This window comes from Microbacterium sp. zg-B185, from assembly GCF_030246885.1.
Lineage (GTDB): Bacteria > Actinomycetota > Actinomycetes > Actinomycetales > Microbacteriaceae > Microbacterium.
The window spans coordinates 393,192-419,056 of the sequence record NZ_CP126739.1 but is presented as its reverse complement, the minus strand read 5'-3'; the positions used below and the strand labels follow the sequence as shown (position 1 = coordinate 419,056).

The 25,865-nt window shown below is 62.9% G+C and carries 20 protein-coding genes; 9 read left to right on the top strand and 11 right to left on the bottom strand.

Annotated elements, in window-relative coordinates; all coding sequences use genetic code 11:
• Positions 1 to 38: 38 nt before the first annotated feature.
• Positions 39 to 455 carry an arsenate reductase ArsC gene (locus tag QNO12_RS01925; RefSeq protein ID WP_257503691.1) on the top strand — a complete coding sequence of 139 codons (417 nt, stop codon included), beginning with the start codon at positions 39 to 41 and terminating at the stop codon, positions 453 to 455.
• Between the two features lie 212 nt (positions 456 to 667).
• Here QNO12_RS01925 and QNO12_RS01920 read toward each other — a convergent pair whose 3' ends face one another.
• On the bottom strand, positions 668 to 1,318 hold the full coding sequence (locus QNO12_RS01920; protein ID WP_257503692.1) for a TetR family transcriptional regulator: 651 nt from the start codon (positions 1,316 to 1,318) through the stop codon (positions 668 to 670).
• A gap of 114 nt (positions 1,319 to 1,432) precedes the next feature.
• Between QNO12_RS01920 and QNO12_RS01915 the strand changes: the two genes are divergently transcribed.
• Entirely contained in the window at positions 1,433 to 2,911 is a 1,479-nt protein-coding gene (locus QNO12_RS01915) for an MDR family MFS transporter (protein ID WP_374761045.1), read from the top strand.
• 868 nt (positions 2,912 to 3,779) lie between these two features.
• Here QNO12_RS01915 and QNO12_RS01910 read toward each other — a convergent pair.
• Complete coding sequence (locus tag QNO12_RS01910) at positions 3,780 to 4,592, bottom strand: COG1361 family protein (RefSeq protein ID WP_285178201.1); 813 nt, start codon at positions 4,590 to 4,592, stop codon at positions 3,780 to 3,782.
• Positions 4,593 to 4,875: 283 nt separating this feature from the next.
• A complete protein-coding gene (locus tag QNO12_RS01905) occupies positions 4,876 to 5,481 on the bottom strand; it encodes a WxL domain-containing protein (protein ID WP_257503694.1) in 606 nt (201 codons plus the stop codon).
• 806 nt (positions 5,482 to 6,287) lie between these two features.
• Here QNO12_RS01905 and QNO12_RS01900 point away from each other — a divergent pair.
• The gene (locus QNO12_RS01900) at positions 6,288 to 7,139 is read left to right on the top strand and encodes a tyrosine-type recombinase/integrase (protein ID WP_285178381.1); all 852 of its coding nucleotides are present in this window, start codon (positions 6,288 to 6,290) and stop codon (positions 7,137 to 7,139) included.
• 178 nt (positions 7,140 to 7,317) lie between these two features.
• Here QNO12_RS01900 and QNO12_RS01895 read toward each other — a convergent pair whose 3' ends face one another.
• The 5 genes from QNO12_RS01895 to QNO12_RS01875 form a co-directional block, all read right to left on the bottom strand.
• Positions 7,318 to 8,580 (bottom strand): integrase core domain-containing protein, encoded by a 1,263-nt coding sequence (locus QNO12_RS01895; protein WP_502883268.1) that lies wholly within the window; start codon positions 8,578 to 8,580, stop codon positions 7,318 to 7,320.
• Between the two features lie 448 nt (positions 8,581 to 9,028).
• Positions 9,029 to 10,255, bottom strand: coding sequence for an integrase core domain-containing protein (locus QNO12_RS01890; RefSeq protein WP_502883269.1), 1,227 nt, complete (start codon positions 10,253 to 10,255; stop codon positions 9,029 to 9,031).
• Positions 10,256 to 10,722: 467 nt separating this feature from the next.
• Positions 10,723 to 11,724, bottom strand: a complete 1,002-nt coding sequence (gene dctP / locus QNO12_RS01885; RefSeq protein ID WP_285178382.1) for a TRAP transporter substrate-binding protein DctP — start codon at positions 11,722 to 11,724, stop codon at positions 10,723 to 10,725.
• 176 nt (positions 11,725 to 11,900) lie between these two features.
• Complete coding sequence (locus QNO12_RS01880; protein ID WP_257504065.1) at positions 11,901 to 13,268, bottom strand: TRAP transporter large permease; 1,368 nt, start codon at positions 13,266 to 13,268, stop codon at positions 11,901 to 11,903.
• On the bottom strand, positions 13,265 to 13,840 hold the full coding sequence (locus tag QNO12_RS01875; protein WP_257504066.1) for a TRAP transporter small permease: 576 nt from the start codon (positions 13,838 to 13,840) through the stop codon (positions 13,265 to 13,267). The genes QNO12_RS01880 and QNO12_RS01875 overlap by 4 nt, the downstream gene beginning before the upstream one ends.
• A 465-nt stretch (positions 13,841 to 14,305) precedes the next feature.
• Here QNO12_RS01875 and QNO12_RS01870 point away from each other — a divergent pair, with 465 nt between their 5' ends.
• The 6 genes from QNO12_RS01870 (at position 14,306) to QNO12_RS01845 (ending at position 21,778) form a co-directional block, all read left to right on the top strand.
• Positions 14,306 to 15,052, top strand: coding sequence for an MBL fold metallo-hydrolase (locus QNO12_RS01870; protein WP_257504067.1), 747 nt, complete (start codon positions 14,306 to 14,308; stop codon positions 15,050 to 15,052).
• Positions 15,053 to 15,585: 533 nt separating this feature from the next.
• Positions 15,586 to 15,933, top strand: a complete 348-nt coding sequence (locus QNO12_RS01865) for a hypothetical protein (protein ID WP_257504068.1) — start codon at positions 15,586 to 15,588, stop codon at positions 15,931 to 15,933.
• A gap of 268 nt (positions 15,934 to 16,201) precedes the next feature.
• The gene (locus QNO12_RS01860) at positions 16,202 to 16,681 is read left to right on the top strand and encodes a hypothetical protein (protein WP_257504069.1); all 480 of its coding nucleotides are present in this window, start codon (positions 16,202 to 16,204) and stop codon (positions 16,679 to 16,681) included.
• A gap of 548 nt (positions 16,682 to 17,229) precedes the next feature.
• Positions 17,230 to 18,279 (top strand): NAD-dependent epimerase/dehydratase family protein, encoded by a 1,050-nt coding sequence (locus QNO12_RS01855; protein ID WP_257504070.1) that lies wholly within the window; start codon positions 17,230 to 17,232, stop codon positions 18,277 to 18,279.
• A gap of 952 nt (positions 18,280 to 19,231) precedes the next feature.
• Positions 19,232 to 20,965 (top strand): GMC family oxidoreductase, encoded by a 1,734-nt coding sequence (locus QNO12_RS01850; RefSeq protein ID WP_257504071.1) that lies wholly within the window; start codon positions 19,232 to 19,234, stop codon positions 20,963 to 20,965.
• Positions 20,966 to 20,995: 30 nt separating this feature from the next.
• Positions 20,996 to 21,778 carry an enoyl-CoA hydratase-related protein gene (locus QNO12_RS01845; protein ID WP_257504072.1) on the top strand — a complete coding sequence of 261 codons (783 nt, stop codon included), beginning with the start codon at positions 20,996 to 20,998 and terminating at the stop codon, positions 21,776 to 21,778.
• Positions 21,779 to 21,832: 54 nt separating this feature from the next.
• On the opposite strand, the gene QNO12_RS01840 is transcribed toward QNO12_RS01845, so the two are convergent.
• The 3 genes from QNO12_RS01840 to QNO12_RS01830 form a co-directional block, all read right to left on the bottom strand.
• Positions 21,833 to 23,920: an acetate--CoA ligase family protein gene (locus tag QNO12_RS01840; RefSeq protein WP_257504073.1), complete on the bottom strand. Its 2,088-nt coding sequence runs from the start codon at positions 23,918 to 23,920 to the stop codon at positions 21,833 to 21,835.
• A 1-nt stretch (position 23,921) separates the two neighbouring features.
• Positions 23,922 to 25,082, bottom strand: coding sequence for an acyl-CoA dehydrogenase family protein (locus tag QNO12_RS01835; RefSeq protein WP_257504074.1), 1,161 nt, complete (start codon positions 25,080 to 25,082; stop codon positions 23,922 to 23,924).
• Positions 25,083 to 25,167: 85 nt separating this feature from the next.
• Positions 25,168 to 25,851 (bottom strand): DUF4286 family protein, encoded by a 684-nt coding sequence (locus tag QNO12_RS01830; protein ID WP_257504075.1) that lies wholly within the window; start codon positions 25,849 to 25,851, stop codon positions 25,168 to 25,170.
• Positions 25,852 to 25,865: the final 14 nt, after the last annotated feature.

Sequence of the window (25,865 nt, the reverse complement as noted above, 5' to 3'; positions counted from 1 at the left end):
TCCCGGTCCGATTCCGACTGAGAGAAAGTGAGACCTCGATGACCGACAAGCCCACCGTCCTGTTCGTCTGCGTGCACAACGCGGGGCGCTCGCAGATGGCCGCCGGCTACCTCCGAGCCTTCGCGGGCGACCGCATCGAGGTGCTCTCTGCCGGATCGGCTCCCAAGGACCAGATCAATCCCGTCGCGGTCCAGGCGATGGCCGAGGAAGGGATCGACATCGGCGCCAGCACTCCGAAGGTGCTCACCGTCGAAGCGGTCAAGGAGTCTGACGCGGTCATCACCATGGGTTGTGGTGACGCCTGCCCGATCTTCCCGGGCAAGCGTTACGAGGACTGGGAGCTCGACGACCCTGCCGGCCAGGGGATCGACGCGGTACGACCCATCCGCGACGATATCCGCCGGCGGGTAGCAGCACTCATCGCGGACCTGTTGCCCGAGGACGACGTGGCATGATCTGACGTCCGGTCGACCGGTTAAGCCTCCGTGGCAGAAATGGCAGATCGCGGAGCAGTAGCCAAGAGAAGTAGCACGTGACCGGTATTTTCTGGACAAGACGGAGGGATTTGAAATCGCGCGGATGGCACCCAGGCTGATAGGAACTGCATGGTTCCGGGGGTTCTGAGGTAGCGGGTGGCTACGCTGTGGAGGCGGGTGGAGCTGTCGGCCTACTCCGTAGGCGTCGCGGAGAAATAGTTTCTGAGGCCGTCGAGGATCTCTGCGTAGAGCGCGCGTGTCGAGGCCTGCTCACCGTTTTCCGTACGTCTCACCCATTCATCAAACGCCAGACGATGGGCCGTGCCCAGCGCGGTGACGAGTATGCGTGCTTCGAGTTCGCTGTCGGATCCGTTGGCTTCGAGCACGATCTGGGCGAGTTGGCGAACATGCTCGGCGTCGATTGCGAGAGCGATGGCCAGGAGAGCGGGCTCAGAGATGACCAGTCGGCGTACTCTGAGCACCCGTTCGTGTTGGTCAGGGTGCTCATCGTCGAACGCCTCAAGGAGGTCGCGCTGTGCCCGTTCAATTGCGGCGATCACGGGAGTCCCGCCGTCGACATCGTGGCGTACGCGTGTGACCAGTTCATCAAAGCCGTCATCGTCGAGGAAGATGACGTTCTCTTTCGTTTCGGCATAGCGGAAGAAGGTCCGTGCGGAGACGCCTGCGGCCGCTGCGATGTCATCAGCAGTGGTGCCGTGTACCCCGTTGCGCTCGAACAGGTCGAGGGCGGCGTCAGCGAGTTCCCGACGAGTCACTTGTCGGCGTCGTTCCCGCAAGCCGAGCGGGACGTCGTCGGATGGCGAGCGGTGCGAATCGACCATGGGAACATTGTTGCACTGTCTGTCTAACTGGCAGTTTCTGCCATATAGTTGTGTGGTTGTGGCCCGCCGTCGTGTCGTCATCCGCGCTTCTGCGCCCGCACCAGAAAGCTTTTCGTGACTCTTCAAGAAGATTCGGACACCGCGTCGGTCTCCACCGTCGATTCCACATCGCAGCGCACCGGGCCTGTGATCGCGCTGCTGGTGGCTTCAGCGTTCGTCGTCATCCTGAACGAGACGATCATGGGCGTGGCGCTGCCGCGACTGATGGTGGACCTCGATATCACGGCGGCCACAGCACAGTGGCTGACGACCGGCTTCCTTCTCACCATGGCGATCGTCATTCCGCTCACCGGTTTTCTGCTCGCACGGTTCCCGCTGCGGTCGCTGTTCTTCACCGCGATGTCGTTGTTCGCACTCGGCACGCTGATTGCGGCACTCTCGCCAGGGTTCGAAGTGCTTCTGGCCGGTCGAGTCGTCCAGGCTTCGGGAACTGCCATCATGCTGCCCCTGTTGTTCACGACCGTGCTCAATGTCGTGCCCGCTTCCCACCGCGGCCGCATGATGGGCGTCATCTCGATCGTGATCGCCGTCGCTCCCGCTGTCGGTCCAACGGTGTCGGGAATCATCCTTTCTGCCCTGGACTGGCGTTGGATGTTCTGGCTTGTGCTTCCGATCGCCGTCATCGCCCTGAGCCTCGGGGCCGTCTGGGTGCGCAACATCACTGAGACGCGGCCCGCTCGTTTCGATGTGCTGTCTGTGGTGCTCTCCGCACTCGGCTTCGGTGGACTGATCTATGGACTGAGCTCCATCGGTGAATCCGCATCGGGTCACACACCGGTACCCGTGTGGATCCCGCTCGCCATCGGAGCCTTCTCGCTGGCGATGTTCGTGCTGCGACAGCTCGCCCTGCAGAAGACCGACACCGCGCTGCTGGATCTGCGCACATTCACCTCTCGGTCGTTCAGCCTCGCTGTGGTTCTGGTCGTCGTTGTTATGGCGGCTCTCTTCGGATCGCTGATCCTGCTGCCGATCTACCTGCAGCAGGTTCTCTCGCTCGACACGCTGACCGTCGGGCTCATGCTGCTTCCGGGCGGTGTCCTCATGGGGATCGTTGCACCGATCGTCGGGTCGCTGTTCGACCGATACGGACCGACGCCCCTGGTGATTCCGGGGATGATCGTAGCTGCAGGAGCGCTGTGGGGGATGGCGACCTTTGACGAGCAGAGCTCGATCGGCTGGATCGTCACGGTGCACGTCACACTCAACATCGGCCTCGGATTCGTCTTCACCCCGCTCCTCACATCCGCGCTGGGTTCGCTGCCGCGAAAGTTGTACTCGCATGGCAGCGCCATCGTGAGCACGATCCAGCAGGTCGCCGGCGCCGCAGGAACCGCGCTCTTCATCACATTGATGTCAGTGGGGGCGGCGGATGCCGCCGCTGCCGGTGCCGGCGAGGTCACAGCGACGAACGCGGGCGTGCACGCAGCCTTCCTGCTCGGTGCATGCGTGGCCACCGCTGCAGTCGTATTGGCGTTCTTCGTGCGACGACCCGCGCCGACAGAAGATGAGGCGCCCGTCCTGATTCAGCACTGAATCTTCCACGGTCACTGTGCTGCACCTTTTGGATTCCGCGGCGCTTCAGCTTCGACAAACCCCGGACGCACGAGCTGAACATCAATGGGATCGAAGCCTCATGCAGACCGCGAGAGGCGAGCTAGCCAGAAACGATCGCTTGTGCCCAGGCCCGAACGAAGCTGCCCCATCGACCGGCGCTAATCGCCCGTGAGGCGGTTGAGTGTAGCGATGAATGCGTGCCGGTCCGTGTGCGGGTTGATGATCGGGCCCCGGATCGTCGGATTCGTCGTCGGAGGTCGACCTGCAAAGGGCTCCTGTGCCGGGCGATCGGGCTCCGCCTGCATCTACAGGCACTACCTCTTTGAACCCCGCCCGTCAATGGCCACTCCGCAGAATCGCGGAGGGACTAACAAATCGGCCTGGGCACGATCATCCACGTCGACTCTCGGGCGATCTGCAGCGGCGCGTAGGGTTCGATCGACGACCGGGGTTGCAAAATGGCTGCGAAGTTGTCCCTCTAGCAGAGGACCGGCCGCTTTTCCGAGCCGAACCTGAGACATATCAAACGTGTCAGCGCAGGCGGAGTGCTCAAGCCGACACCACGAAAGATCGTTCCAACGAACCTACTGATCAGCGCCGTGCAGGCTGGCATGCTGCCCGTTAGCACCCGCGTCAGGCTCCCTTCCCGCCTGACGGGAAACAGTACCGACGCGCAAGGCGCGCCACATCAGAGCTCTCGTACAGAATCGCCTGTTTTAGTCGACGACGAAACGCACCCGGTCAGCGCTAAGAGCGGTGACACCGCGGAAGCACTCGCAGTAGCTCGACCGTGTGCGACTCTTTGCGGTTATGACAGGGGTCCGGATGTGTCATGCGCGGGTCGAAGTCAGACCCGAGTCCATCTCTCGTCACGCGCCCTGCGCTTCCTAAACCGGGCTACGTATAGGACGCAGCCTACTGCGACCAGAGCGGCCACGACCCCGATGCTCGCGGGCACCCACCATGGCGTCGCGTCCGCGGGAGATTGTGGATTTTGATCAGCGTCGGGGAAGGTGAGCGTCGCGGTTTCGTCTCGTGCGATGAGGCCGCTTGTCAGCGCCACGGTGGAGCCCCATGGGCCGACCGAGAGTCCTGCGTCGAGGGAGATCGTGACGGTTTCGGTCTGTCCGGGGAGAATGGTTGTCGCGGTGGGTGTGTCAAAGGGTCCGGCCGACGTTCGGCCTGGGCCGCCAGTGAGCGACACGGTCCCATAGACATCGATTGCGCGGCCACCGGTGTTGATGACGACGGCGTGGACCTGTGGCACGCGGTCAGCTGTTCGCGACGCGGACAGGCTTTGGATCGCGAAGTCTGCGGGAGGACCGTTCCCGGCTCCTACCGACAGGTAAATCCGGATGCCGGCCCGGCTGGCGGTGTTGATACCCGTCGCCTTCGGGGAACTGATCTGTGCCCAGACGGTGGCGTACTGCTCACCCTCCGGGGCATCCGCCGGGATTGCGATCGTCACCAGGACGTCTGTCGCGTGCTGGGCGGGAAGGTGCACGACCGGTTGATCGATAGTGATCCAGCCGAGCATCTCGTTCGGGTTGTCGTCGTCGGGGAGGAACTCGCCGCCGACGATGGCGGAGGCCGCAGCGAACACTTCTACGTCCCGGGGCACCTCGTCGAAGTTGGAGACAGTGATGCGGCGTTGGATCATCGAACCCGGGGGAACATTATCGACGATGTTCGCGCGAGCGCGAGGATCGTCCTGGGTCGCAGCGGGAATGTCCAGCAGACGGATCCCGACGCCCGCGCCGCCGCCGTCGACTGGTGATGGGCTCGGCGCAGGTGACCCCATCATTGTTACGAGAGCCATAACGATGGCGGCGGATTGCATCAAGACGGGGCCGTTTCTCAGCGTGCGAATGGTCATCGGCTCACGGGGGCGGCATGCTGCCCCCGTGAGGCCGGGAATTGCTTGAACGAAACGTTGGGCTTTATCAGCCTGCTGTGGTCACTGACTGAACGAACGTCGTGGTGTACTCCCCAGCTAGCGCCGTGTCCGGGATCCACACATTCAGATCCACGTTCCATGTCGCGCTGTTGGAACCGTACACGTCTGTCATGCTCGCGATCGGCCCGCTCGTCCCGCTACTGGAGGATGCCAGCACAAACGTGCCGGTGCCGCCGGTCCTCCCCCCGCCCCGAGGTATCACCTGGACTTTTGTGAGCCGGATTGTCTCATCCTCGGTGTGCGTGAACGGGCCTATCGAATAGGTCACATTCCAGCCATCCACGCCTCCTCGGCGGTCCGTCACTGTGGCTCCGGTTACGGTGCCTTTGGCGCCTCCGCCCGGGGTACCGGCGGCGAGCTGCACGGAGTCCGGAACTGTTATGGAAAGCCCACCCGCGGCAACGATCATCCGCACCGCTGTGCCTGTATCACCACCGACGTGTCCCGGATCTTCCAACACCGGCTCGGAAAGAACGCCGGCCAGTACAGCACCCTCGCCGACTCCCGCTGCTCCCATGGCCGGCGCGGAAATACCGCCGACCAGCACAGCCGCTCCTGCAATCGCCATTACTACGCGTACTGAGTTCTTCATTCTTTTCCCCCGATTGCTTAACCACTCCGCGACTGATCGGCACGGAGATGGAGCACACTTCGCCATGGATTACGCGTAGTCCCCCAAACGCGAGTATTCCATGGCGGCATGTGGTGTCCCTACTCGGTTAACTTTTAAACTAGATAAGAGGGAGAAACTGACACCTTGACCAGGTATCGAATACTCCCCCACTTGCAATATGACGAGTTGGGCTCGAACGTTCCTCCGGAACACACCCATAGGGCGTCCCGCTGGGGGCTCGAGTATGAAACTTCGCTCATGTGTAGCCCTGGATATACGTCTTGCATGCCGCCTTCACGGATGCGGCCCGTCGCATGTTGTCGAGGTCTTTCGGCGCTCGCGTCAGCGGTGAGGCATTTCCGCCGATCCAACTAGTAGCGCATGCCCCGGAGCCTCAGACGAGCAAGGTCACGCGAATCGCGTCGGCATCCGCATCGAGGCCAGCTCGTTCTACGGTGGCCGCAACCGGATCGGAGCCGCTGACGCGCCACCGCCGACCGGCGCGGACATGCGATTAGGGACGTCGCTCACCATCCACAGCGTCACCTGGGCGTTCGACTGTCACCTCACTCATGAGACACAACAATCGAATCTCTATTCGAGATGATCTATTGTTGCCTGCGGGACCGGGTGAAGGGATGTCCGGGTGTGGGAGCGAACAAGCGTTACAGCGCGGGCTTTGACCGGCTGATGGACGACCGGATCCTGGAACGCGTGTCGTCGCAGCATCCCCTCCAGACCCTCACCGCTCAGGAGCTACGGAAGCTTCCTTCGCTCCCTTGGAAGTGGCGTGGCGACTCCGAGTCCAGCCGCGCTGGGGCAAGGTTCCAATCACCGAGATCAGCCACTCCGATGTCAAGGGATGGATCGCCGCACTCAACGCCGAGTTCGGCGCGTCCGTTGTCATCCGTACATACGGAGTTCTGGCTTCGGTTCTGGACGACGCCGTTCACGATCGACGCCTGTCGGTCAACCCCGCGCGCGGCGGCAAGATGGGGCTGCCCCGAAAGATTGCATCGAGGCACGTCTATCTCACCCACACTCAGGTAGAGCAGCTCGCGGCAGCTAGCGGTGAGTACGGGACGTTGATCCGCACACTGGCCTACACCGGCCTGCGCTGGGCAGAGGCAATCGGGCTACGGGCGCACAGCGTCGATCTCACGCGATCACGGATCTGGGTCGTGCAGAACGCGGTGGAGGTCGGCGGACAGATCATTGAGGGAACTCCGAAGTCCCACAAGATCCGGCACGTTCCGATGCCATCGTTCCTGCGCGAAGAGATCCGTGACCGGATCGCAGATCTCGGCCCGGATGACTTGGTGTTCCCGAGCCGCGCAGGCGACTTCATGAAGCGTGTACGCAACAGCAAGAACTCGAAGTCATGGTTCAAGAACGCAGCAGCCGCAGCCGGTGCACCCAGGATCAAGATTCACGACTTGCGTCACACGACAGCGTCGTCGCTGGCTGTCCAGGCCGGCGCCAATGTCAAGGCGATCCAACGCATGCTCGGTCACGCTTCCGCCGCCATGACGCTCGATGTCTATGCCGACCTGTTCGACGACGATCTGGACGCAGTCTCAGCCGCACTCGATCGCAGCCGCTCAAGCCAGCTCGGTGGGGCCCGCCACGGAGACTAGGACAGCTCGGTGATCGTGGTGACGGCCGTTTGACTGTGCCGCTGTGCGTGCCGACCGGACCGCAGAGCAGGCCACAGGCGCGCGCTCTGGATGCCCCTCAGGAATCAGCGCGCCAGCCTGTGATGTCTCAGGACATCGGTGACAGTTCTTTATCAGGACATCGGTGACAGTTGGTGTCTCAGGACTTCGGTGACAGTTCTCGTCCTCGGGGGCCGCGGGGTTTGCCGTTACCGATGTACTTGATGCCGGGCGCTGGCCAGTTGTGCTCGGCGAGGAGGGTGCCGCGGTTGTCGAAGATCATGATGCCGGCGGCTTCGTAGATCAGGTAGACGTCCTGCCCGCGCAGCGGGTAGCTGACGTTGAAGATGATGCCGCGAGCTTTGATCGATCCGTTCGGGTGAATGGTTGCGACGCGGATGCCCTCGCGGAGGCGGCCGTTCGGCGACGGCGCCGGGGGCAGCGGGTCGCCCGATCTCCGCGGCAACGGGCGGGGCCTCGGTGGCTCGGCCTTCGGCGTCGCGTCCCATGCCACTCGCGGCGTGATCCGGCCGGGGAGCGCCTGATGGGGACGCTCAGTGTTATAGATGTGGTCGAACTGGTCGATCTGCGCCTGCAGCTCCCGCAGGTCGCCTGCGATGGGCTGCTTGTCGAGATAGCGGAACAGGGTCTGATGGAACCGCTCGTTCTTGCCTTGCGTGGTCGGCTTATACGGCTTCCCGGTGATCGGCTCGACACCGAGTCGGGTGACGTACTCGACGAGCTGCCCGACGATCCCGCGCCGCGACGGGTTCAGCGCGATGCCGTTGTCAGACAGCAGACGCTGCGGCACCCCGTGAGCCCTGATCGCTTTGCGCACGACCCGGATCGCGTCCCTCGAGGTTTCACCGGTAGCGGCGTGGGAGGCTACCGCGTACCGGGAGTGGTCGTCGATGAGTTGGAAGATCACGCACTTTCGGCCACCAGCCAGGACGTACTCGGTGGCGTCGAGCTGCCAGCATGCGTTCGGTGCCGGATAGACGAACCTCCGGTACGCAGCCCGCGGCTTCTTCCGCGGCTCCGCCCGGGCGACACCGGTCTCCCGGAAGATCCGCGCCAACGCCGCGATCGATGGCGCCGGGGTCATCCCCAGCGCGAGCATCTTGTCGTGCACACTGATCGGCCCGTGATCAAGTCCGGACGACTCCAACGCGGCCCGCACCGCCACCGCCCGCTGCTTCACCTCGTCGGTGATCATCGTCGGGCTGCGCTTCGGACGGCGCGATCGGGGCTCCAGAGCTGCGGCCTGCCCTTCGTCGAGGGCACGCCTCCGGATCGCATAGAACGTCTTGCGTGAGATCGAGTGCTCGGCGCAGAACGTGGTCACCGCCCCACGCGGCGCGTCCGGCGGCCACTGCACGATCGCGAGACGGATACGAGGATCGACAGGCTCAACACGGCTCATCCCTCACAGATAGAGGAGAAGTGTCACCACCAGACACCACCAAAGCGTCACCGATGTCCTGATGCACTTTCGTCACCCATGTCCTGAGACATGACAATCAGCGCGCCAGCCTTCGCCGAAAACACATGTGGGCAAACGGTGGGCACGCGGGGGCGCAGCCGCGAACACGGCCCTCGATAACCGCGGAAAATCAACGAACTTAAGGCAGATACGGTGGCGGAGACGGAGGGATTTGAACCCCGTCGAGCGATATCCTTCTCGCTCTTGCTCGTTCTTCGTGCGCCCGGGATCCGCATAATCTCGCGGATCCGAAGCTGCCGAACGCCCACATTTTCTTGTCTCGATCGCCCTCATTCGTGACCATCCGTGGGCACCATGTGGGCACGGTTCCTGTTGGCACACATTCGCCGCGGTGTGATGTATCAGGACATCTCTGACAGTCGATGTATCAGGACATCTCTGACGATCGGCTCGTCCGAGGGCCGCGGGGTCGGCGGTTGCTGACGTAGGTGACGCCGGGCTTGGGCCATGGGTGCTCGATGATGAGGGTGCCTTGCAGGTCGAAGATCATCACCGTCTTTCCGGCGTCCATGACGCAGACCCGGTGCCCGCCGAGTGCGCGGGCGATGCCGAACTTGATGCCGCGGAACTCGACCGAGCCGCTGTCTTGCACGATCTTGACCCGGATGTCGTCGGTGACGGCCGGAGGCGGAATCGGCGCCGCGGGTCGAGGAGGATCGACGGTGGGTATCGCGTCCCACGCCTGCTGCGGCGTGATCCGTCCGGGCAGTGCTTGGTGAGGACCCTCGACGTTATAGATGGCGTCGAACGCGTCGACCTGGGCCTGCAGCCGTTCGAGGTTCTCGGCGAGTGGCTGCTTGTCGAGGTAGCGGAACAGGGTCTGGTGGAACCGCTCGTTCTTGCCTTGGGTAGTCGGCTTGTACGGCTTTCCGGTGATCGGCTCGACGCCCAAGGATCGCAGGTAGGCGACGAGCTGTCCGAGCACGCCGCGTCGGGATGGATTCAACGCGGCGCCGTTGTCCGAGAGCAGCCGCTGCGGAACCCCCCAGGTCGCGACGCCCTTCTTTACGACAACGATCGCGCCCTCGGAAGTCTCCCCCCACGCAACGTGGGAAGCGACGGCGAGACGCGAATGGTCGTCGATGAGCTGGAAGATCACGCATTTGCGGCCGCCGGTGAGGACGTATTCGGTCGCGTCGAGCTGCCAGCATGCGTTCGGCGCGGGATAGACGAACCGGCGGAACGCGGCCCTCGGCTTCTTCCGCGGCTCGATCTTCGCCACCCCGGCGTCCCGAAAGATCCGCGCCAACCACGCCGTCGACGGAACGGGCTCCATCCCGAGCGACCGCATCTTCTCGTGCACGCTGATCGGCCCATGATCCAAACCGGACTGCTCCAACGCCGCACGCACCGCAACCGCATGAGCGGCGATCCCGTCGCTCAGCTTGCCAGGGCTGCGGTTCGGACGCCTCGACCGCGGCTCCAACGCCGCCGCCGGCCCCTCGGCCGCGGCTCTTCTCCGGATCGCGTAGAACGTCTCCCGCGAGATCCCGTGCTCCGAACAGAAGGTCGTCACCGACCCACGCGGCGCATCCGGCGGCCACTGTGCGATCGCGAGGCGGACACGGGGATCAACAGGCTCGACACGGCTCATACCTCACACATAGAGGTAGAAGTGTCAGGACCAAACGACACCGAAGCGTCAGAGAACTATTGATGCGCCAACGTCAGAGATGTCCTGATAGATCACAACACATTCGCCGCGGGTCGACCCACGATGCCGCCGACAGATGTGAGCCGGATGCCTCGGCCTCCGGGTAGAGCATCGCGCTGAAGGTGGCACGGGTGCACGGGTCCGGTCAGGCCGATCCCATGCACCCGCGGCGTTGACGCCGCCGGTAGGGCAGGTTTTCACAGACAAGTCACGAACAGTTCGCTTCGCCTGCCTGTGGCTGCTCCTGTGCTTCTACAAGCTCCTCGGTGAAGCCATTCCTGATAGCGATTTCATCGAGCCAGCCCTCGCCGTAGTACTCAAACCAATGCAGAGATGAGCACACCCCCCAAGCGCTGTGTTGTCTCTTGCGTAGGGGACACTCGACGCCGAAGGCTTAGTGAAGGTGCTCAGCGCGTGCGCTCAGCGCAGAGTATGGTTCCCGGGACGAAGTCCGATGCCTCAGCCGCTGCAATGTACGCGTCGACATAGGCGTCGAGGAATGCACTCAGCTCGCCTTCGGAGTACCCAGCGGCCTTCGCGTTCTCGAGCCAGCTCGACTCCAGGTCACCGCGGGTATTGTCACGCCACTCCGCGGTCTCGGTCTCTGAGATGAGCGTCACACCGCCACCTGCGGCCAGCATTGCATCACAGGCATCGATGTCGGCTTCCTCCAGAATTCCGGCCTGAACCCCGTCCATCAGCGTAATGGAGGCACTCTCCATGCAGTCCTTGTACTCCTGGGGGAGCGTCTCCCACAAGTCGAGTCGAACCCCCATTAGGTTGCTCGAGTACGTGCCGAGACCAGTGTCCACAACCCACGGCGCGACCTCGTCGAGGCCGATTGCCGGCCCGAGATCGAAGAGCCAGGAACCGACGCCGTCGACCACCCCTGTCTGGACCGATTCGTAGATCGCGGTCGAGTCAACGGCTACGGGTGCGACGCCAATACCTTCGAACGCGATCGCAACAGGACCGACGGTCCGAAGCTTCTGTCGGTTCAGTTGAGCTAGGGTCTCAACCGGCTCCTTCACGAAGGTCGCCGCACCGCTGATCGCTCGGTAGAAGAGCGCATGCACGTTGTTGCGCTCCAATTCGGCTGCCAAGAGGCTGCCGGGTGTGTTCAACTTCGCCAGGGCTTGGGCATGGGCCACACCATTGTTCGCGGTGAAGGGGATGCCTGTGGCCTCGAACACTGGGAGGTCGTTCGGAGTAACCCCGGAGGCGATGAAGCCGAGATCCAATTCACTGTTGCGCACTGCGCCCAGCATCTCCGGCTGAGTGTATAGAGATCCCGAGTAGTGCTTGTCGAAGGTGACGTTACCGTCAGTGCAGGCTGTGACCTCGTCCATCCACCAAGTGTCGAACTGGCTAACACCGGATGTCTCAGCATTGGCGGTCGCATAGGACATCGTGATGGGTTCAAGGCCGCCACCACCATCGCTCGAACTCGGACCTGAACTGCACGCGGCGAGCGCAACGAGCGCGCTTCCCGTGAGCAGGGTCACCCCGGCGCGTAGGGCAGTGGACCGCGCTGCTTTCATTGTGTGGCTCCATTTCGTCATTGAATGAGGTTTTGGTATTGCGTTCATGTGATTCCCGCCATCTGTGGTAGCCACAGAATGAGGCCCGGGAATGTGAAGAAGGCGGCCGTAACCGCCAGGTCGAGAACGATGAACGGTGTCACCTGGCGGAAAACGGACTCCGCGGACACGTCCTTGAGGAGCCCTGATATCACGAAGACGTTGATTCCCAGAGGCGGCGTGAGAAGCCCGATTTCGATCGCCTTCAGCGCGAGGATACCGAACCAGAGCGGATCGAGCCCGACGGCCATGACGACGGGAGTCACCAGTGGTACGACGATCAGCATCGTGCTCAGGCCATCGAGAAACATGCCAAGAACAAGGAGCATGAGGAGGAATACGGCAGCAAGGAGCAGCGGTGGGATGTCGATCGAGGACATCGCCACAACGATCCTTGAGGCCAGTCCCGACGAAGCGATGAAGTAGTTGAATACGGTCCCTCCGATCAATAGCAGAAAGATCATGCTGGATGTCGAAAGAGTGTCGCCCAACGAGCGCCACATCAGGGTGCCGAACTTGCGAAGGCGTCCCCGCACCGTAAATAGCGCGATGATGACCGCTGTGAAGGCGCCCATCGCACCCGCCTCGGCAGACGTAAAGTTGCCGCTGTAGATGCCGCCCATAACGATCACGAAGAGGACCAGCGCGTACAGCGCGGCGACAACTTGACTGCGCAGCGAGATCGTTCGGAGCGATCGTTCGTCGTCGCTTAGCCCGGTAGAGAGTCGCTTCTCCGGGCGTACGGCTTCGCTGCCCAGCTTCGTCGGCCACAACTTCGCCCGCACGATGACCGCAACTGCGAGTACAGCGCATGACACGAGCCCGGGAATAACTCCCGCGAGGAGCAACGCACCGATGGACTGCTCGGACAGAATACCGTACACCACAATGCCTACGTTTGGCGGAATCAACACCGCAAAACATCCGGCAGCAGCGACTACCGATGCTGCCACCGCGGGGTCATACCCGTGCCGACGCATCTGACCAACCGACAGTTTACCGAACGCCGCAACGTCTGCAGCACTCGAACCCGAAACACCGCTGAAGACTGTCACAGCCACAACAGTGGATGCTGCAAGGCCACCAGGAGCCCGACCAACGAGACGATTGGCAACGCTGAACAGTCGAGCACCCAACCCGGCGTGCAGGACAATCGCTCCCAAGAGGATGAACATGGGGATCACGAAAAGCACGTAGTTCGACGTCGCCTTGTACACGCTCTGGCCGGCGACGTTCATTCCGACGTGAAGTCCGCTGTTCAGAACGATTCCCACACCACCCGCAACCAACAGTGCGAGGCCGACTGGCATCCTAATAGCCATCAAGCTGAACAAGAGTCCGAAGACGATGATCGCGGTGAGTTCGATGCTCATATCGCGCCTCCTAGATTGTCTGGACGCTCGAGCGTCGGCGCGGTGCCCCAAAGACGCCGGACCTCGCCGATCAAGGTGAGAGCCAGGCTCAGCGCCAATACGAAGAGCCCGATCGGTATAAACGCCTTCGCGGGCCAGGTCGGTATCCGAGCGAGTCCGAGCGCAACCTCGTTCCGCTCGAATGAGTCAACCGCGAGCCCCACATTCAGATAGGTCAGAACAAGTACGACCGCGACTGCCAACGCGAGGCCGATGATCGAACACACCGCACCAACGGCCCGCGGGAGCCTGTCGGTGACCAGTGAGAGCCGCACGTGCACTTCGTCGCGTTCAGCGAGGCTCATGCCACCTACCGCGGCGACGACGAGAAATATGGATGTGAATTCGTACACGCCGCTGAGGCTGCGCCCAGAGATAGTACGCGCACCGACATCGGCGACAGTCATGAGCATCAACACCACTACGGAGGCTCCAGCCACCGCCACCATGATCCCCCGCGCCACGCCTTCAACTCGCATGAATACGCTGAGCGCTAATGGTTGACTCGATGGTCCTTCGCGTATATCGGGCATCATTGCCCCTCTCTTCGTCTCTCGGCCTCGCCATACGGAAGCGCCCGGGACGACATTGACAAGTCGCGTCGTTCGTGGATACAGACGTTCGTACGCTATCGCGAACGCAACTTAGCGTCAACTTCAAACAGATCGTCAAGGCGCATCGGCTGAAAATCAGGTGGTCTTTCCCATCGCTGACTGGGCCTACGGCGACTATCGCTTCAACACGGCGAAAGGCGACACCACGTCGGTCGTCATATTCTGGAAGACAGGCTCCTGCGAGATGACAGGCACCGGAGAGCTTCCTCACTGACCTAGGGCGATATCAGGCTGCTGGCCTGCTGCCCTGACCGAAATGTCCGGTGACGTTGCCATAAATCGAGAAGGAGTTCCACTATGTACTGCACCTGCACACCTCTCTCCTCGGAAGTCGCTGATGCTCTCGATTGGGAGTTGTTTGTCTGCAAGGTTGGCGATCGACCGATGCCCAAGAGCGTCATCTTGAAGGGCGCATCCGACGAGGTGATCGATCTGCCCTATCTGTTCTGGTGCCTGCGCTCTACTCATGAGACCCTCATCGTCGATGCCGGTGCGAGCCTTGCCGACGCCCAACTGCGCGACTTTCGGAACTTCGCGAGCCCTGATAGCCTCCTCGCCCAAATTGGGGTGGATGCAAGTGCCATCACTACCGTCCTATTCACACATCTGCACTATGACCATTTCTCAGCATGGGGCGCATTCCCCGCTGCAGAGTTCCTCGTCCAGGGTGAGGACATCGAGTTCTTCACTGGCATAGGCGAGCATTACCCAAGCCTCGGGTCGGCGGGAGGAAATCCTCACGAAATCCGCGAACTGGACTCTGCCGGGCGGTTCTCACGCCTGGGGGGGTGTCGCGACATCCGGCCCGGATTACGAGTCCACCACGTCGGCGGGCACACGCCGGGCAGCCAGGTAGTCGAAGTACTCGTTGGGGGCACCTCGGCGGTCATCTGCGGCGACCTCGCCGACACCTATGACAACCTCGTTCAACGGGAGACGCCGCCCGATGCCTTAAATCGCATCGATGCAGTGCTAGCGATCGACCGCATCCTCGCACTCGTCGACGGCAAGATCTACCGCGCGCTGGTCAGTCATGATCCCGATCACCTGCAGCACTTGACCTCGGTCGGGAAGCAGGTCTGGCAGTACCTTCCAGAACGCGTGCAGGAGAGCTTGACCGCACGGGCCTAACCACCGGTCGCCTCGCAACAGGAGGGCAAATGACGTCAGTCCCCGTGACATGAATTGGCTTCGTCGGCGGATGGAGCGCTCGCGATCTCTCGTCTGTGACGCCTCAGGACATCGGTGACGAATCTGCGTCGGGACATCGGCAAGGCTTCCGCGGCAGCTGGTGGTGACAGTTCTCGTCTATCTGCGAGGGATGAGTCATGTTGAGCACGTCGATCCCAGCATCCGTCTCGCGACAGATGGCCCTCTGCCCGCCGGACGCGGCCCGCGCGACGGTGACCACGTTCTGCGTGGGGCACTCGATCTCGAGGAAGACGTTCCACGCGATCCGCAACCGCGCACTCGAGGAACGTCAGGCCGCAACCCTGGAGCCTCGGTCTCGTCGATTGAGGAGCAGTACGTCGATGATCGTCGGCGAGGAGAATAAGCAGCCTCTCGGGGTGCGGGCCGCGTATCGCCGGTTCGCGTATCGGGCGCCGAACGCGTGCTGGTAGCTGGATGCGACCGCGCACGTCCTGGTCGGCGGGCGGAAGTGTGTGAACTTCCAGCTCATCGATGACCACTCCGCCTACGCCGTCACCTCCCACGCCGCCACCGGCAGGACCTCCCGTGACGAGATCCGGGCGGTGTGCAAGGAGATCCGTTCGCATGGTGTCCCGCTACTTCTGCTCTCCGACAACGGCCTCGCGCTGAACCCGTCGCGACGCGGCATCGCCGGGCAGCTCGTCCAGTACGTCTCTCGGCTCGGTGTCGATCCGGCCACCGGGAGCCCTAAAGCCGACCACCCGAGGCAAGAACGAGAGGTTACCCCAAACCTGTCCCGCTACCTCGACAAGCGGTTCATCGCCGCCAATCTGCGGGAACTACAGGCGCCGATCGATTAGCTCTACCACATCGATAACACCGAACGCCCGCACCGGCGCTGCCCGGTCCGATCACACCGCTGCAGGCGTGGGAGCGACCCCGAAGGCCGAGCCGGCCAGGCCCCGACCAGTGCCGCGGGAGTCGCACGACTCGGCACTGCCTGTCCCGTCGCCGAATGGCCGTGGGCAGGACGGGATCCGGGTCGTCACCGTCCACCCGAACGGATCGATCAAAACGCGCGGCACTAACGTCAACGTCAGCGACCAGATGCGCGGGAAGTACGTCTACGTGACCTACGAAGCCGCCGGCATCCTGATCATCGACGACCGCGGCACCCTCATCGCCGAGCTCCACAGGCCTCCGCCCGGCGTGAAGTACATCGGCAACGGCAAGCCCAGAGACCCCAAGAAGGGGAAGGGTCGCAGAAGTCCTGACAAATCTGCTGTTACCGATGTCCTGATGTCGATTCGTCACCGATGTCCTCAGACATCACCCCGCGATCTTTCGCCGCCCGGGGCAGGATGTCGTCCCATATGGCTACCTGGCCGGGACCAATGGAAAACACGGACGGCTTCCAGACCTCGACGGACCGCTTCATCGGTGGTTGGTCCGCATGATCGGCTTACATTCGTCGTCAGCGACGTGAGGGACCTCGAAGCGCTGATCGTCGCTACGGGAGGCCCATCCGGTTACGAACTCGTGCACATGGCTGCGGTGCTCACGATCGCCGCAAGGGAAATCACCACCTCGCGGCTCAGGGCAACGTGAAGAGCACTTCTAACGTCTTTGAAACCGCGGCTCTGCCAAGACAGAGAATGGCCTTCGGGCTACAGCAGCAGCAACCACGCTTCGGACCTCAATCATTCGAGCCGGATAGAACTGTGCACGACACGCCCGACGAACCACCGTTCAGCCAAGGGCCGCAAACCACGTTAGCGAGCCCTTGGCGCGCTCCTCAAGAGAACTCGGCTGGCTCAACTCCCTCGAACGGTAGGGCTCAACCCGAATATTCGGTGGCGCTCACTGACACGATCACGCCGATGTCGAAGTCGCGCTCAACCGCAGTATCGGTGACCCTCAGAGAAGCGAATGCTCAGCCCGCTGAACTGTCGCCTCCAAACTCGGAGGCAGACGTCGACTAGGACGGGACCAACTACGTTCAGTGCTCGGACGCGATAACCGCTTTGTCGTGTTGACGTCGCGCCCTCTTCTCGATAACGTACACGTGTTCATATTATCGAACTAACAAATCGTCGGTGCGAAGCAGACGCACGCATTAGCACCGCGGGTTACACCGCGAGAAAGCAGATTCACAAATGACCGTTCTCGTGACAGGAGTGGGATTCATCGGCGGGTACGCAGTACGCGACCTTCTCGACGCGGGGGAGGACGTGGCGATTTACGGCTATCTCGGCGGGAATGGCGATCCGAACGGCGATCTTCCCGAGCTGGACTACATCGACAAGCTCATAGGCGGTAGCGCTCGAGATCGGCTCCGGTTTGAAGTCGGCGATGTTACCGACCTCGACGCGATGACCGCAGCGGCCGAGAAGTTCGGCGCGCACCGCATTCTGCACCTCGCCACGGTCCTCTCCGCAAGCGCCGAAGAGCATCCCTACGCAGCGGCACAGGTGAATGTCACCGGCACAGCGAACGTGTTTGAGACAGCCGTGCGGCTGGACATGGACAAAGTCGTCTGGACGAGCAGCAGCAGTGTTTACGGCCCGCGTTCCGTCCCCCCGAGCGGCCTCATCAGCGACGACTGCCCCTTCGATCCGGTGTACACGTACGGGGCCGCCAAACTCTTCGGAGAGCGACTCTCTCGTTCGTACGCGGAGAAGCATGGCCTGAATGTGACTGCGCTGAGGCCATTCCGCGTTTACGGGTTCGGCGAGCACGTCAAGCTCGGGCGCGGCGGTGGCAGCTCCTGGCTGGCGAACCTCCTGTACTACCCAGTGATCGGCGCGGGGCCTAGCGCTGTTCCCTTCGGCACGCGAGGACTGGATTTCACCTATGTCGAGGATGTTGCAGATGGGCTCGTCAAGGCGCTTGGCTGGCAAGACCCGAGCGGTTCAGGAAGCTACATCGCGGCAGGCGACTACCGCAGAATCGCGGAGGCATACGAGTTCGTCCGGCGGATGCTACCCGATGCAGACATCACACTCCTGGAAGACGATGGAGACCTTGCTTCTGGCGCGACGAAGGGATTCGAACTGCGCGGTGACTCAAGTCGAGCGGTCGCCGACTTTGGATATCGACCGCGCCACACGATGGAAGCGGGGATTTTTAAGACGATCAATCTGACGCGCGACATGGTCGGCCTGCCGTCACTCGACATCCCTGACGAGCTAGTGCTGCCGAGTTGAGCGCTGACTGATTCTTGCATCCGACCAACGCCTGACGAGTTCATTTTGGCTGAGCCGAAATCGCGTCCCTCGCGCTCGCGCCAGTCTTGTAGACGCTGGGTCGCGATGCTCCGGACGCTTTTGGGACGCGTGGCGAACCCAGATGGCGATGGGCAATGGACTCACATCGCTGAGTGCCGCGCCAAGAGCTTGACGCTCAGAACCCGGGAACTTCATCACCGCCCGGGACGGCACCTCGCCAGGGGTGCTCGATCACTAGGGGCTCTTGAGGTCAGAGACCATCATCGGTGGCCCGGCATCCATGACGCAGACACGATTTCCCGTGCCGCGGATCTGACCATCGGCATCGTCATCCGGTGCATCCCGAGCTCTGGGTGGGATCACCAAGACCGACAACGGCCGCGCCGCCCACTGCTCATCGCATCCGCCTGGCACCATCGCCGCACCTACCGACCATTACCCCAACCACGCCCGCCCGCTGGAACGCGCCAGCGCTGAACCACGCGCCCGCGGTCACGCCAGCAACCAGCGCTTCCACGAGTGATCGTTGCACTTTCGGAGCCGGGGAAACGCACCGGGGTCGCCAACGCCGCTCAGCTCGCCTCTGGCGCAACCCTGAGCTTGGAGCTTCACGGCGACTCGCGGAGGGCCTCGGACGCCTTCCGGTATGCGCGGCGGAACAGCAAGGAGGCAGGCGTCTTCGAAACGGTCCTTCGGAGCACGATGTCGAAGCGTCGCCAGAGCCGGGTACCGCATGCGGGCGCCCGCCTCTGCCCCGCTCCCGAGCTACAAATCCGAAGGTCTTCCGCTGGCATCGGAGCTTGACACCTGTCGCATTCGCCAGCGATAATGATCGCAATAATGAATTCATTTTCGTAAATATGAACCACAAACCGACTGTCTCGCCTGCCTGTCTCGTGCGACGCGCGACCATCGAACATCTGAGGAACACATGAATTCAGAGTCGGCTCTACCATTTACCCCCTTCAACGCACCCGCGGACTACATCGTCGTGGGCGGCGGGACCGCGGGTTGCGTCTTGGCCACACGGCTCTCGGCCGACCTCGCGGTCAACGTGCTTCTCCTCGAAGCCGGCAGCGACTATCCGCAGAACGCCCCCAACGAGCTCACCGAACTTTACGGGGGGAAGGCTGTCCTTCGCCCCAAGTACTACTGGCCCAGCCTGACGGGCACAACGGCGAGTCCCGCACGGTATCCCGGCGGGAATCCCCCGCGGGTGTCGTACAAGCAGCCGCGCCTCCTCGGCGGTGGGTCGTCGGTGAACGGTCAGGTCGCCTTCCGAGGTGCACCGGATGACTTCGACGCATGGAAGCGGGAGGGCGCAGCAGGCTGGGGGTGGGACGATGTCCTGCCCTACTTCAAGAAGATCGAGACGGATCTCGACTTCGACAATGATCTCCACGGTCAGGATGGCCCGATCAGCATCCGCCGCACTCCCATCGAAGAGTGGGACGCCGTATCGCGCGCCATTGGAGACGCACTCACGACAGAGGGATACCCCTTCGTCGCGGACCTCAATGGCGAGTTCGGAGAAGGGCACGGTGCGGTCCCGCTGAACAATGACGGTACGATGCGTGCCGCTCCTGTTCGCACGTACCTCACCCCGCAGGTACGACGTCGACCCAATCTGCGCATTGTCACAGACATGCGTGTGACACGCGTACTCATCGAGAACGGGCGCGCGCTCGGCGTGGAGGCAGTCAAGGACGACACGCTGTTCACGATCCCCTCCCGCCGCACAGTGCTCACCGCGGGCGCAATTATGACCCCGTTCCTGCTCTTGCACTCGGGAGTCGGTGCGGCTGATGACCTGGCGGCGAAGGGCATTGCGGTTGCCGCCAACCTCCCCGGCGTGGGGCGCAATCTGCAGAACCACCCGATGACTTCCATCTCTGCCTATACCAAGCCTCGCGGTCGCACCGTGACACCCCAGCGCCGCGTCTTCTCGTACCTCCGATACTCGTCTGGTGCGGAAGGCTGCGAGCCGGTCGACATGGTGATGTCCACCGGCGCCCGCTCCATGTGGCACTCGATTGGGCGCCGCATGGTGACTGTCAGCCCGTTCATTGGCGTCCCGTACTCGCGCGGGACTGTCACACTCGGTGATGCGAATCCCGACGTGACTCCCGTGATCGACAACAACTGCCTGGACGACGAACGCGACCTCATCCGCTTGCGCGAGGGATTCCGGTTCTCGGCAACGCTGATGTTGAAGCACCTTTACCCGCAGCTCGTCGATCTGCCATTCCCGACTCATCTGTCGAAGCGCATTGAAAAGCTGGGGAAGCCCACGTTGTTCAATGAATGGTTCACCTGGGCTGGAGCGATGGTGATGGATGGCTCGCCGTGGGCGCGTCGATTCCTCCTCGAAAATGTCGTGCGCGACGGCCCGACGATCCACGAGGTGCTGTCGAATGACGAGGCACTCGATACGTTCCTTGCCGCGCGCGTGAACCTCGCCTGGCACCACTCCTGCACAGCCAAGATGGGCCGCGAAGATGACCCGAGCGCCGTCGTGGACCCGACGGATCTCTCCGTCTACGGTGTCGCTGGTCTCTACGTCGCAGACGCATCGATCATGCCGCGCATGACGCGAACCAATCTGAACCTGCCGACTCTGATGCTCGCAGAGCGTGGTTCCGAACTCATCGCTGCCGCGCGCTGAGCGGCAGCATCCAACGAGCGGATTGAGGACATGACAGCACCTTCAACAGACGTGACCGTTTCGGAGGCACGCCCAGGCGTGTTCCTCATTCGAATCGATCGCCCTGAACGCCGAAACGCCCTCAACATCGCGATCAAGCAGGCTGTCGCCGACGCCGTCATTGAACTCGACCAAGATCCGCGCGCCAAGGCCATCGTCATTTCCGGCGGGCCAGAATACTTTGTCGCCGGCACGGACGTCGCCGAGATGGTTTCGCTCACGCCAACGGCCCACACCGTGCAGGTGACCGACGCCATGTTCACAGCGCTGCGCCGCTGCCAGACGCCCTTGCTGGCGGCGATCGAGGGTTACGCTTTGGGCGGCGGGATGGAACTCGCGCTCAGCTGCGACCTGATCATCGCCGGAGAAAACGCCAAACTCGGGCAGCCGGAGATTCTGGTCGGCGTGATACCAGGCGCTGGTGGCACGCAACGCCTGGTCCGGGTGCTCGGCAAGTACCGTGCGCTCAGCCTCCTGCTCACGGGAGCGCAGATCAGTGGCCGCGAAGCATTCGAACTCGGCCTCATCTCGGAAGTCGTTCCCGACACTGAGGCGACAGAACGTTCGCTCGCGGTAGCGACCGCTCTCGTCGGGATGCCGCCGCTCGCGGTGCAGGCGATCTTGGAGGTCGTCGACATCGGTGCCGACCTGCCGCTGGAGGGTGCACTCCTATTGGAGCGAAAAGCATTCCAGCTCCTCTTCGACAGCACAGACCAGACCGAGGGCATGACGGCGTTCCTAGAGAAGCGCCGCCCAAAATACACGGGCCGATAGCCCATGCAAAAGGTGCCCGTCCCCGCACAGGGGACGGGCACCTTTTGCATGCGGTTAAGCCAGGACGACCAAGCCATCCACGGCGACCACACCCTGGCCGTCGGCACGCACCAAGAGAGGATTAATCTCTGCTTCTGCAATCACCGGCTCTGCGACCGACGCCAGCTGCGACATCGCAATGATCGCTGCCTCGAGCGCATCACGATCACCCTTCGGCAACGAGCGGTAGCCCCGGATAACGGCCAGCCCGCGTACTTCATCGACCATCGCCCGGGCCTCAGCCAGCGTGACGGGAGCGAGTCGAATCGCCGCGTCACCGTAGAGCTCCGCGAGGACGCCCCCCATACCGAGCACCACAACTGGCCCCATCAGCGGATCCCGGCGGAACCCGAGAATCACTTCTGCGAGCCCCTTCTCCATTTGCTGCACGAGTATGCCGTCAACGGCCGCATCGGGCCGGCTCTCAGCGACTCGGCGCCGGATCTCGGCTGCGGCTTGCACCAGTGCATCCAGATCCTGAATACCGACGATAACGCCGCCCGCATCAGTCTTATGAGCGATGTCAGCCGAAAGCACCTTGGCAACAACAGGGAATGCAAGCTGGGCAACATCATTCGCACCGCGGAGCACCGCGGTCGGAGCGAAGGGAATACCCGTCGCAGACAGGACACTCGTCGAATCCCACTCACTGAGCTGGCCCGACGCAACGCCGTTCAGCACTGCGCGTACGGCATCGCGGATGGCCGGGTCCGGTTGAGCCGGAGCCACCGGCTCGTTCCACTGTGACCACGCGTGGATGGCGTCCGCCGTAGCCTCGGGCGTGCGGAATCCTGCAGCACCCGCTTCAGCAAGTTGTTGGAGGGCACGCTCGGCGTGTGGCGCGATGAACATCGCGAGGGGCTTGCCGTGCCGGTCTGCACGCACGGCGGGCCCGACCGTGATCTCCGGATAGAACTGGGCCGAACTCCCTGCGACTGCCAGTACAAGATCGCAGTGGTCCGACGCGAGGAGCTCGTCCAGCACTGCGCCGTAGATCTCCGCCTTCGTGCCTGCGTTCGTGAGGTCGGTGAGCTTCCCGCGCGGGATGCTCACCCCCTGCGCTGCCAGATTGTCAACGACTTGATCGGTGGGGGCGACAACCTCTACCCCCAGTGTGCCCAGGCGATCCACGACCGTCGCGGCGCCGCCGCCCGTCGTGGACATGACGGCCACTCGGTGTCTCGCGGATGGCCGGTGACCCGTCAGCATCGCCGGCAATTCAAACATTGCCTCGAGGTTGTCAACGCGCAGAATGCCGTTCGCACGGAAATGCGCATCAGCCACCTCATCTGCACTGGCGATTGCACCTGTGTGCGAGGCAGCAAGGTCGCGCCCGAGGTCTGACCGACCCACCTTGTAGGCGATCACCGGCTTGCCCGCGTCGATCGCCCGGCGCGCCGCCAGAGCCAGTCGATCCGCGTCGCGCAGTGTCTCGATAAACAGCAAGATCGCGCCTGTCTCGGGATCATCGACAAGCCAGTCGACGAGCTCTCCTGTGGCCAAGTCAGATTCGTTACCGATTGACACGACACGAGAGAAACCGACCCCCCGGCCAAGGCCGCGTGAGACGAGACCGCCGGTCATGCTCCCGGACTGCGAGATGATCGCGAGGGGCCCGGGGGTGATGTCCAACTTCTCGATGGCGGCGTTGACGGACAGTGCGACCCGTGGCTTGCTGCTGTAGATGCCCGAACAGTTCGGCCCGAGCAACCGCATTCCGCTCTCGCGCGCGACGCGCGCGATCTCATCCTGCAGTGCCGCGCCCTCGGCGCTAATTTCGGCGAAGCCGTCCGTGTAGACCGTGGCGACCGGGATTCCACGCTGCCCGCACTGGATGACCGCGTCAAGCACGGCCGGTGCCGGCACCATGATGAAGGCGTGATCGATGTCACCCGGTGCGTCCAGCACGGACGGGTAGGCGCGCTCCCCCATCACCTCACTGCGAGTCGGGTTGATCGGGAGAATGCGGCCCTGGTAGCCGTGATCGCGGAGCATGCGCTGTGGTCGCGCCGTGTTCTTCTTCGCGTCGCCCGAGGCGCCGATCAGCGCAATCGAAGACGGGGTGAAGATCGCGTCGAACACGCGACGGTCGATCGCGTCCACGTCAACTCACCTCGCGCGGCGGCCGCTGCGAGAAGCGGCGATCGAACACGGATTCCGCGATGCGGTTCTGCAGCATCTCAATCGTTCCGCCAGCAATCATCCATCCGCGTGTGCGGCGCAAGCAATACTCGACGAGCGTCTCATCGCTATAGCCCGTGCCGCCCATGACCTGGAGCGCCTCGTTCGCGACCTCGAAGCCGGTGCGGTTGCACATGATCTTCGCGATCGCGGTCTCTTCTGCCGAGGGGAATCCATCGTCGGCATTCGTTGCGGCACGATAGAGCAACAACTCCGCGGCATCCAACTTGACCTTCATGTCTGCAAACTTCCACTGCAGGCCCTGGAACTCGGCAAGCGGCCGACCGAACTGCTGGCGGACCAGCGCGTGGTCACGCGCCAGGTCAAACGCGTACCGGCCCAAGGCCAGCGACCGCGCACTGTTGCCGATGCGTTCGACGTTGAATCCAGACATCTGCGATTTGAAGCCGCCCGGGCCGAGTAGGACGTTCTCCGCCGGGATGTACACATTGTCGAAGAACAGCGGGTTCCACTCCTCCCCACCGAGGAAGTTGGCCGGTTTGCCGAAGCTGAAGCCTTCGGCGCCGCGGTCGATCAGGACGGAGCCGATGCCGTCGATCCCGGGGCCGAACCGCACGTAGACCAAGAAGACCGACGCGTGCAATCCGTGGGTTGTGAAGATCTTACTGCCGTTGATGCGGAACCCATCGCCGTCAGGTGTCGCCGTCGTCGTCAGGTCTGTCGCCGCAGAACCTGCATCAGCTTCAGTCATCGCGACGCAGATGAGACCGTCGCCAGCCAAGAGCGGCTTGAGGTAGCGCTCCCTCTGATCGTCCGTTCCGTACTGGGCGAGCACTCGGATCGCTCCGAAGTTGCCGGCCTGCAGCACATCCGCCGATCGAGGGCACACGGCGGCGACCTGCTCGATCGCGATCACGGCGTCCATCAACGTGCCGCCGCCACCACCTGACTCAGCGCCAACGGTGATCCCGATGAGTCCAAGATCAGCGAGCTTCACTGCTACGTCGAACGGGTAATCGCTGGAGTGGGCGCGTTCCAGCGCTCCGTCTGCGAGCTCACGTGTGGCAAAATCGCGCACCATGACACGAAACGCCTTCTGATCGTCGTCAAGGTCGAAGTCCATCGTTGTTCTCCTGTCATGTGGCCTGGAGCGCTGCTCAGTCGTCTGCGCACGGGTCGACCACGAAATGGTGGCGGGGCTGGTTGGGTCAGGTCCGGGAAATCGTGAAGACGCGACGCCCGAGCAACTCGTATGGTTCGGTGTCGGAACCCACTTGCTCCCGGGCATGGTGGATGATTGCGGTGAGTTTGTCGGACTGCGCTATATCGAGATCTGCGAGGTAGTAGATCGTCAGGACGCTGGGTCGCTCCGTGCGCATGCCGGCCTCCGGGCCCAAGTCCTTGGCCGTGAGCTGCATGATGCGCACCGCCTCTACCCCCGGCACTGCGTTTGCCAGCGGAACATGGGCACCATCGAGCCAGTCGACAAATGCATCTGCCGCAGAGTCATCCGGCGTATAGCCGACGATGAGAATCGCCCCCGCATTTTCCGGAACCTCCGGCCATGAGACGCCGTGTCGTTGCTCGTACACCCCGCGCTCAAAGCCGGGTCGGCTGCTGCCGGGGCCCTCGAACGAGTCCGCGGGCTGCTCTGCCTCCCAGCGACGCAATGCGAGGTACTCCGGGGCGGCCATGGCGTCGACCGAATCGAGCTCGTAGAACACGAAGTACCGCGGGTGGCCAGAGACGCACTCCCACCGCTGTGCCCCAGCAAAGCCGGGAATCTTCATGCGGTAGGGGATGTGGATCGTGTCGTACCACGACTCGTACTCCTCGGCGCGGTCCGCCGAAATCGGCGGTACGCGGAGAAAGAGAACTGCTGGCTCACTCATTTGGATCCTCTTCG

Excerpts from the sequence above, each read along its gene's own strand:
- QNO12_RS01855 (WP_257504070.1), top strand. The coding sequence starts at position 17,230 with ATGACCGTTCTCGTGACAGGAGTGGGATTCATCGGCGGGTACGCAGTA.
- QNO12_RS01910 (WP_285178201.1), bottom strand. The coding sequence starts at position 4,592 with ATGATCCAACGCCGCATCACTGTCTCCAACTTCGACGAGGTGCCCCGG.
- QNO12_RS01925 (WP_257503691.1), top strand. The coding sequence starts at position 39 with ATGACCGACAAGCCCACCGTCCTGTTCGTCTGCGTGCACAACGCGGGG.
- QNO12_RS01920 (WP_257503692.1), bottom strand. The coding sequence starts at position 1,318 with ATGGTCGATTCGCACCGCTCGCCATCCGACGACGTCCCGCTCGGCTTG.
- dctP (WP_285178382.1), bottom strand. The coding sequence starts at position 11,724 with ATGTCCTATGCGACCGCCAATGCTGAGACATCCGGTGTTAGCCAGTTC.
- QNO12_RS01905 (WP_257503694.1), bottom strand. The coding sequence starts at position 5,481 with ATGAAGAACTCAGTACGCGTAGTAATGGCGATTGCAGGAGCGGCTGTG.
- QNO12_RS01845 (WP_257504072.1), top strand. The coding sequence starts at position 20,996 with ATGACAGCACCTTCAACAGACGTGACCGTTTCGGAGGCACGCCCAGGC.
- QNO12_RS01835 (WP_257504074.1), bottom strand. The coding sequence starts at position 25,082 with ATGGACTTCGACCTTGACGACGATCAGAAGGCGTTTCGTGTCATGGTG.
- QNO12_RS01895 (WP_502883268.1), bottom strand. The coding sequence starts at position 8,580 with ATGAGCCGTGTTGAGCCTGTCGATCCTCGTATCCGTCTCGCGATCGTG.
- QNO12_RS01880 (WP_257504065.1), bottom strand. The coding sequence starts at position 13,268 with ATGAGCATCGAACTCACCGCGATCATCGTCTTCGGACTCTTGTTCAGC.
- QNO12_RS01890 (WP_502883269.1), bottom strand. The coding sequence starts at position 10,255 with ATGAGCCGTGTCGAGCCTGTTGATCCCCGTGTCCGCCTCGCGATCGCA.
- QNO12_RS01870 (WP_257504067.1), top strand. The coding sequence starts at position 14,306 with ATGCCCAAGAGCGTCATCTTGAAGGGCGCATCCGACGAGGTGATCGAT.
- QNO12_RS01875 (WP_257504066.1), bottom strand. The coding sequence starts at position 13,840 with ATGCCCGATATACGCGAAGGACCATCGAGTCAACCATTAGCGCTCAGC.
- QNO12_RS01850 (WP_257504071.1), top strand. The coding sequence starts at position 19,232 with ATGAATTCAGAGTCGGCTCTACCATTTACCCCCTTCAACGCACCCGCG.
- QNO12_RS01830 (WP_257504075.1), bottom strand. The coding sequence starts at position 25,851 with ATGAGTGAGCCAGCAGTTCTCTTTCTCCGCGTACCGCCGATTTCGGCG.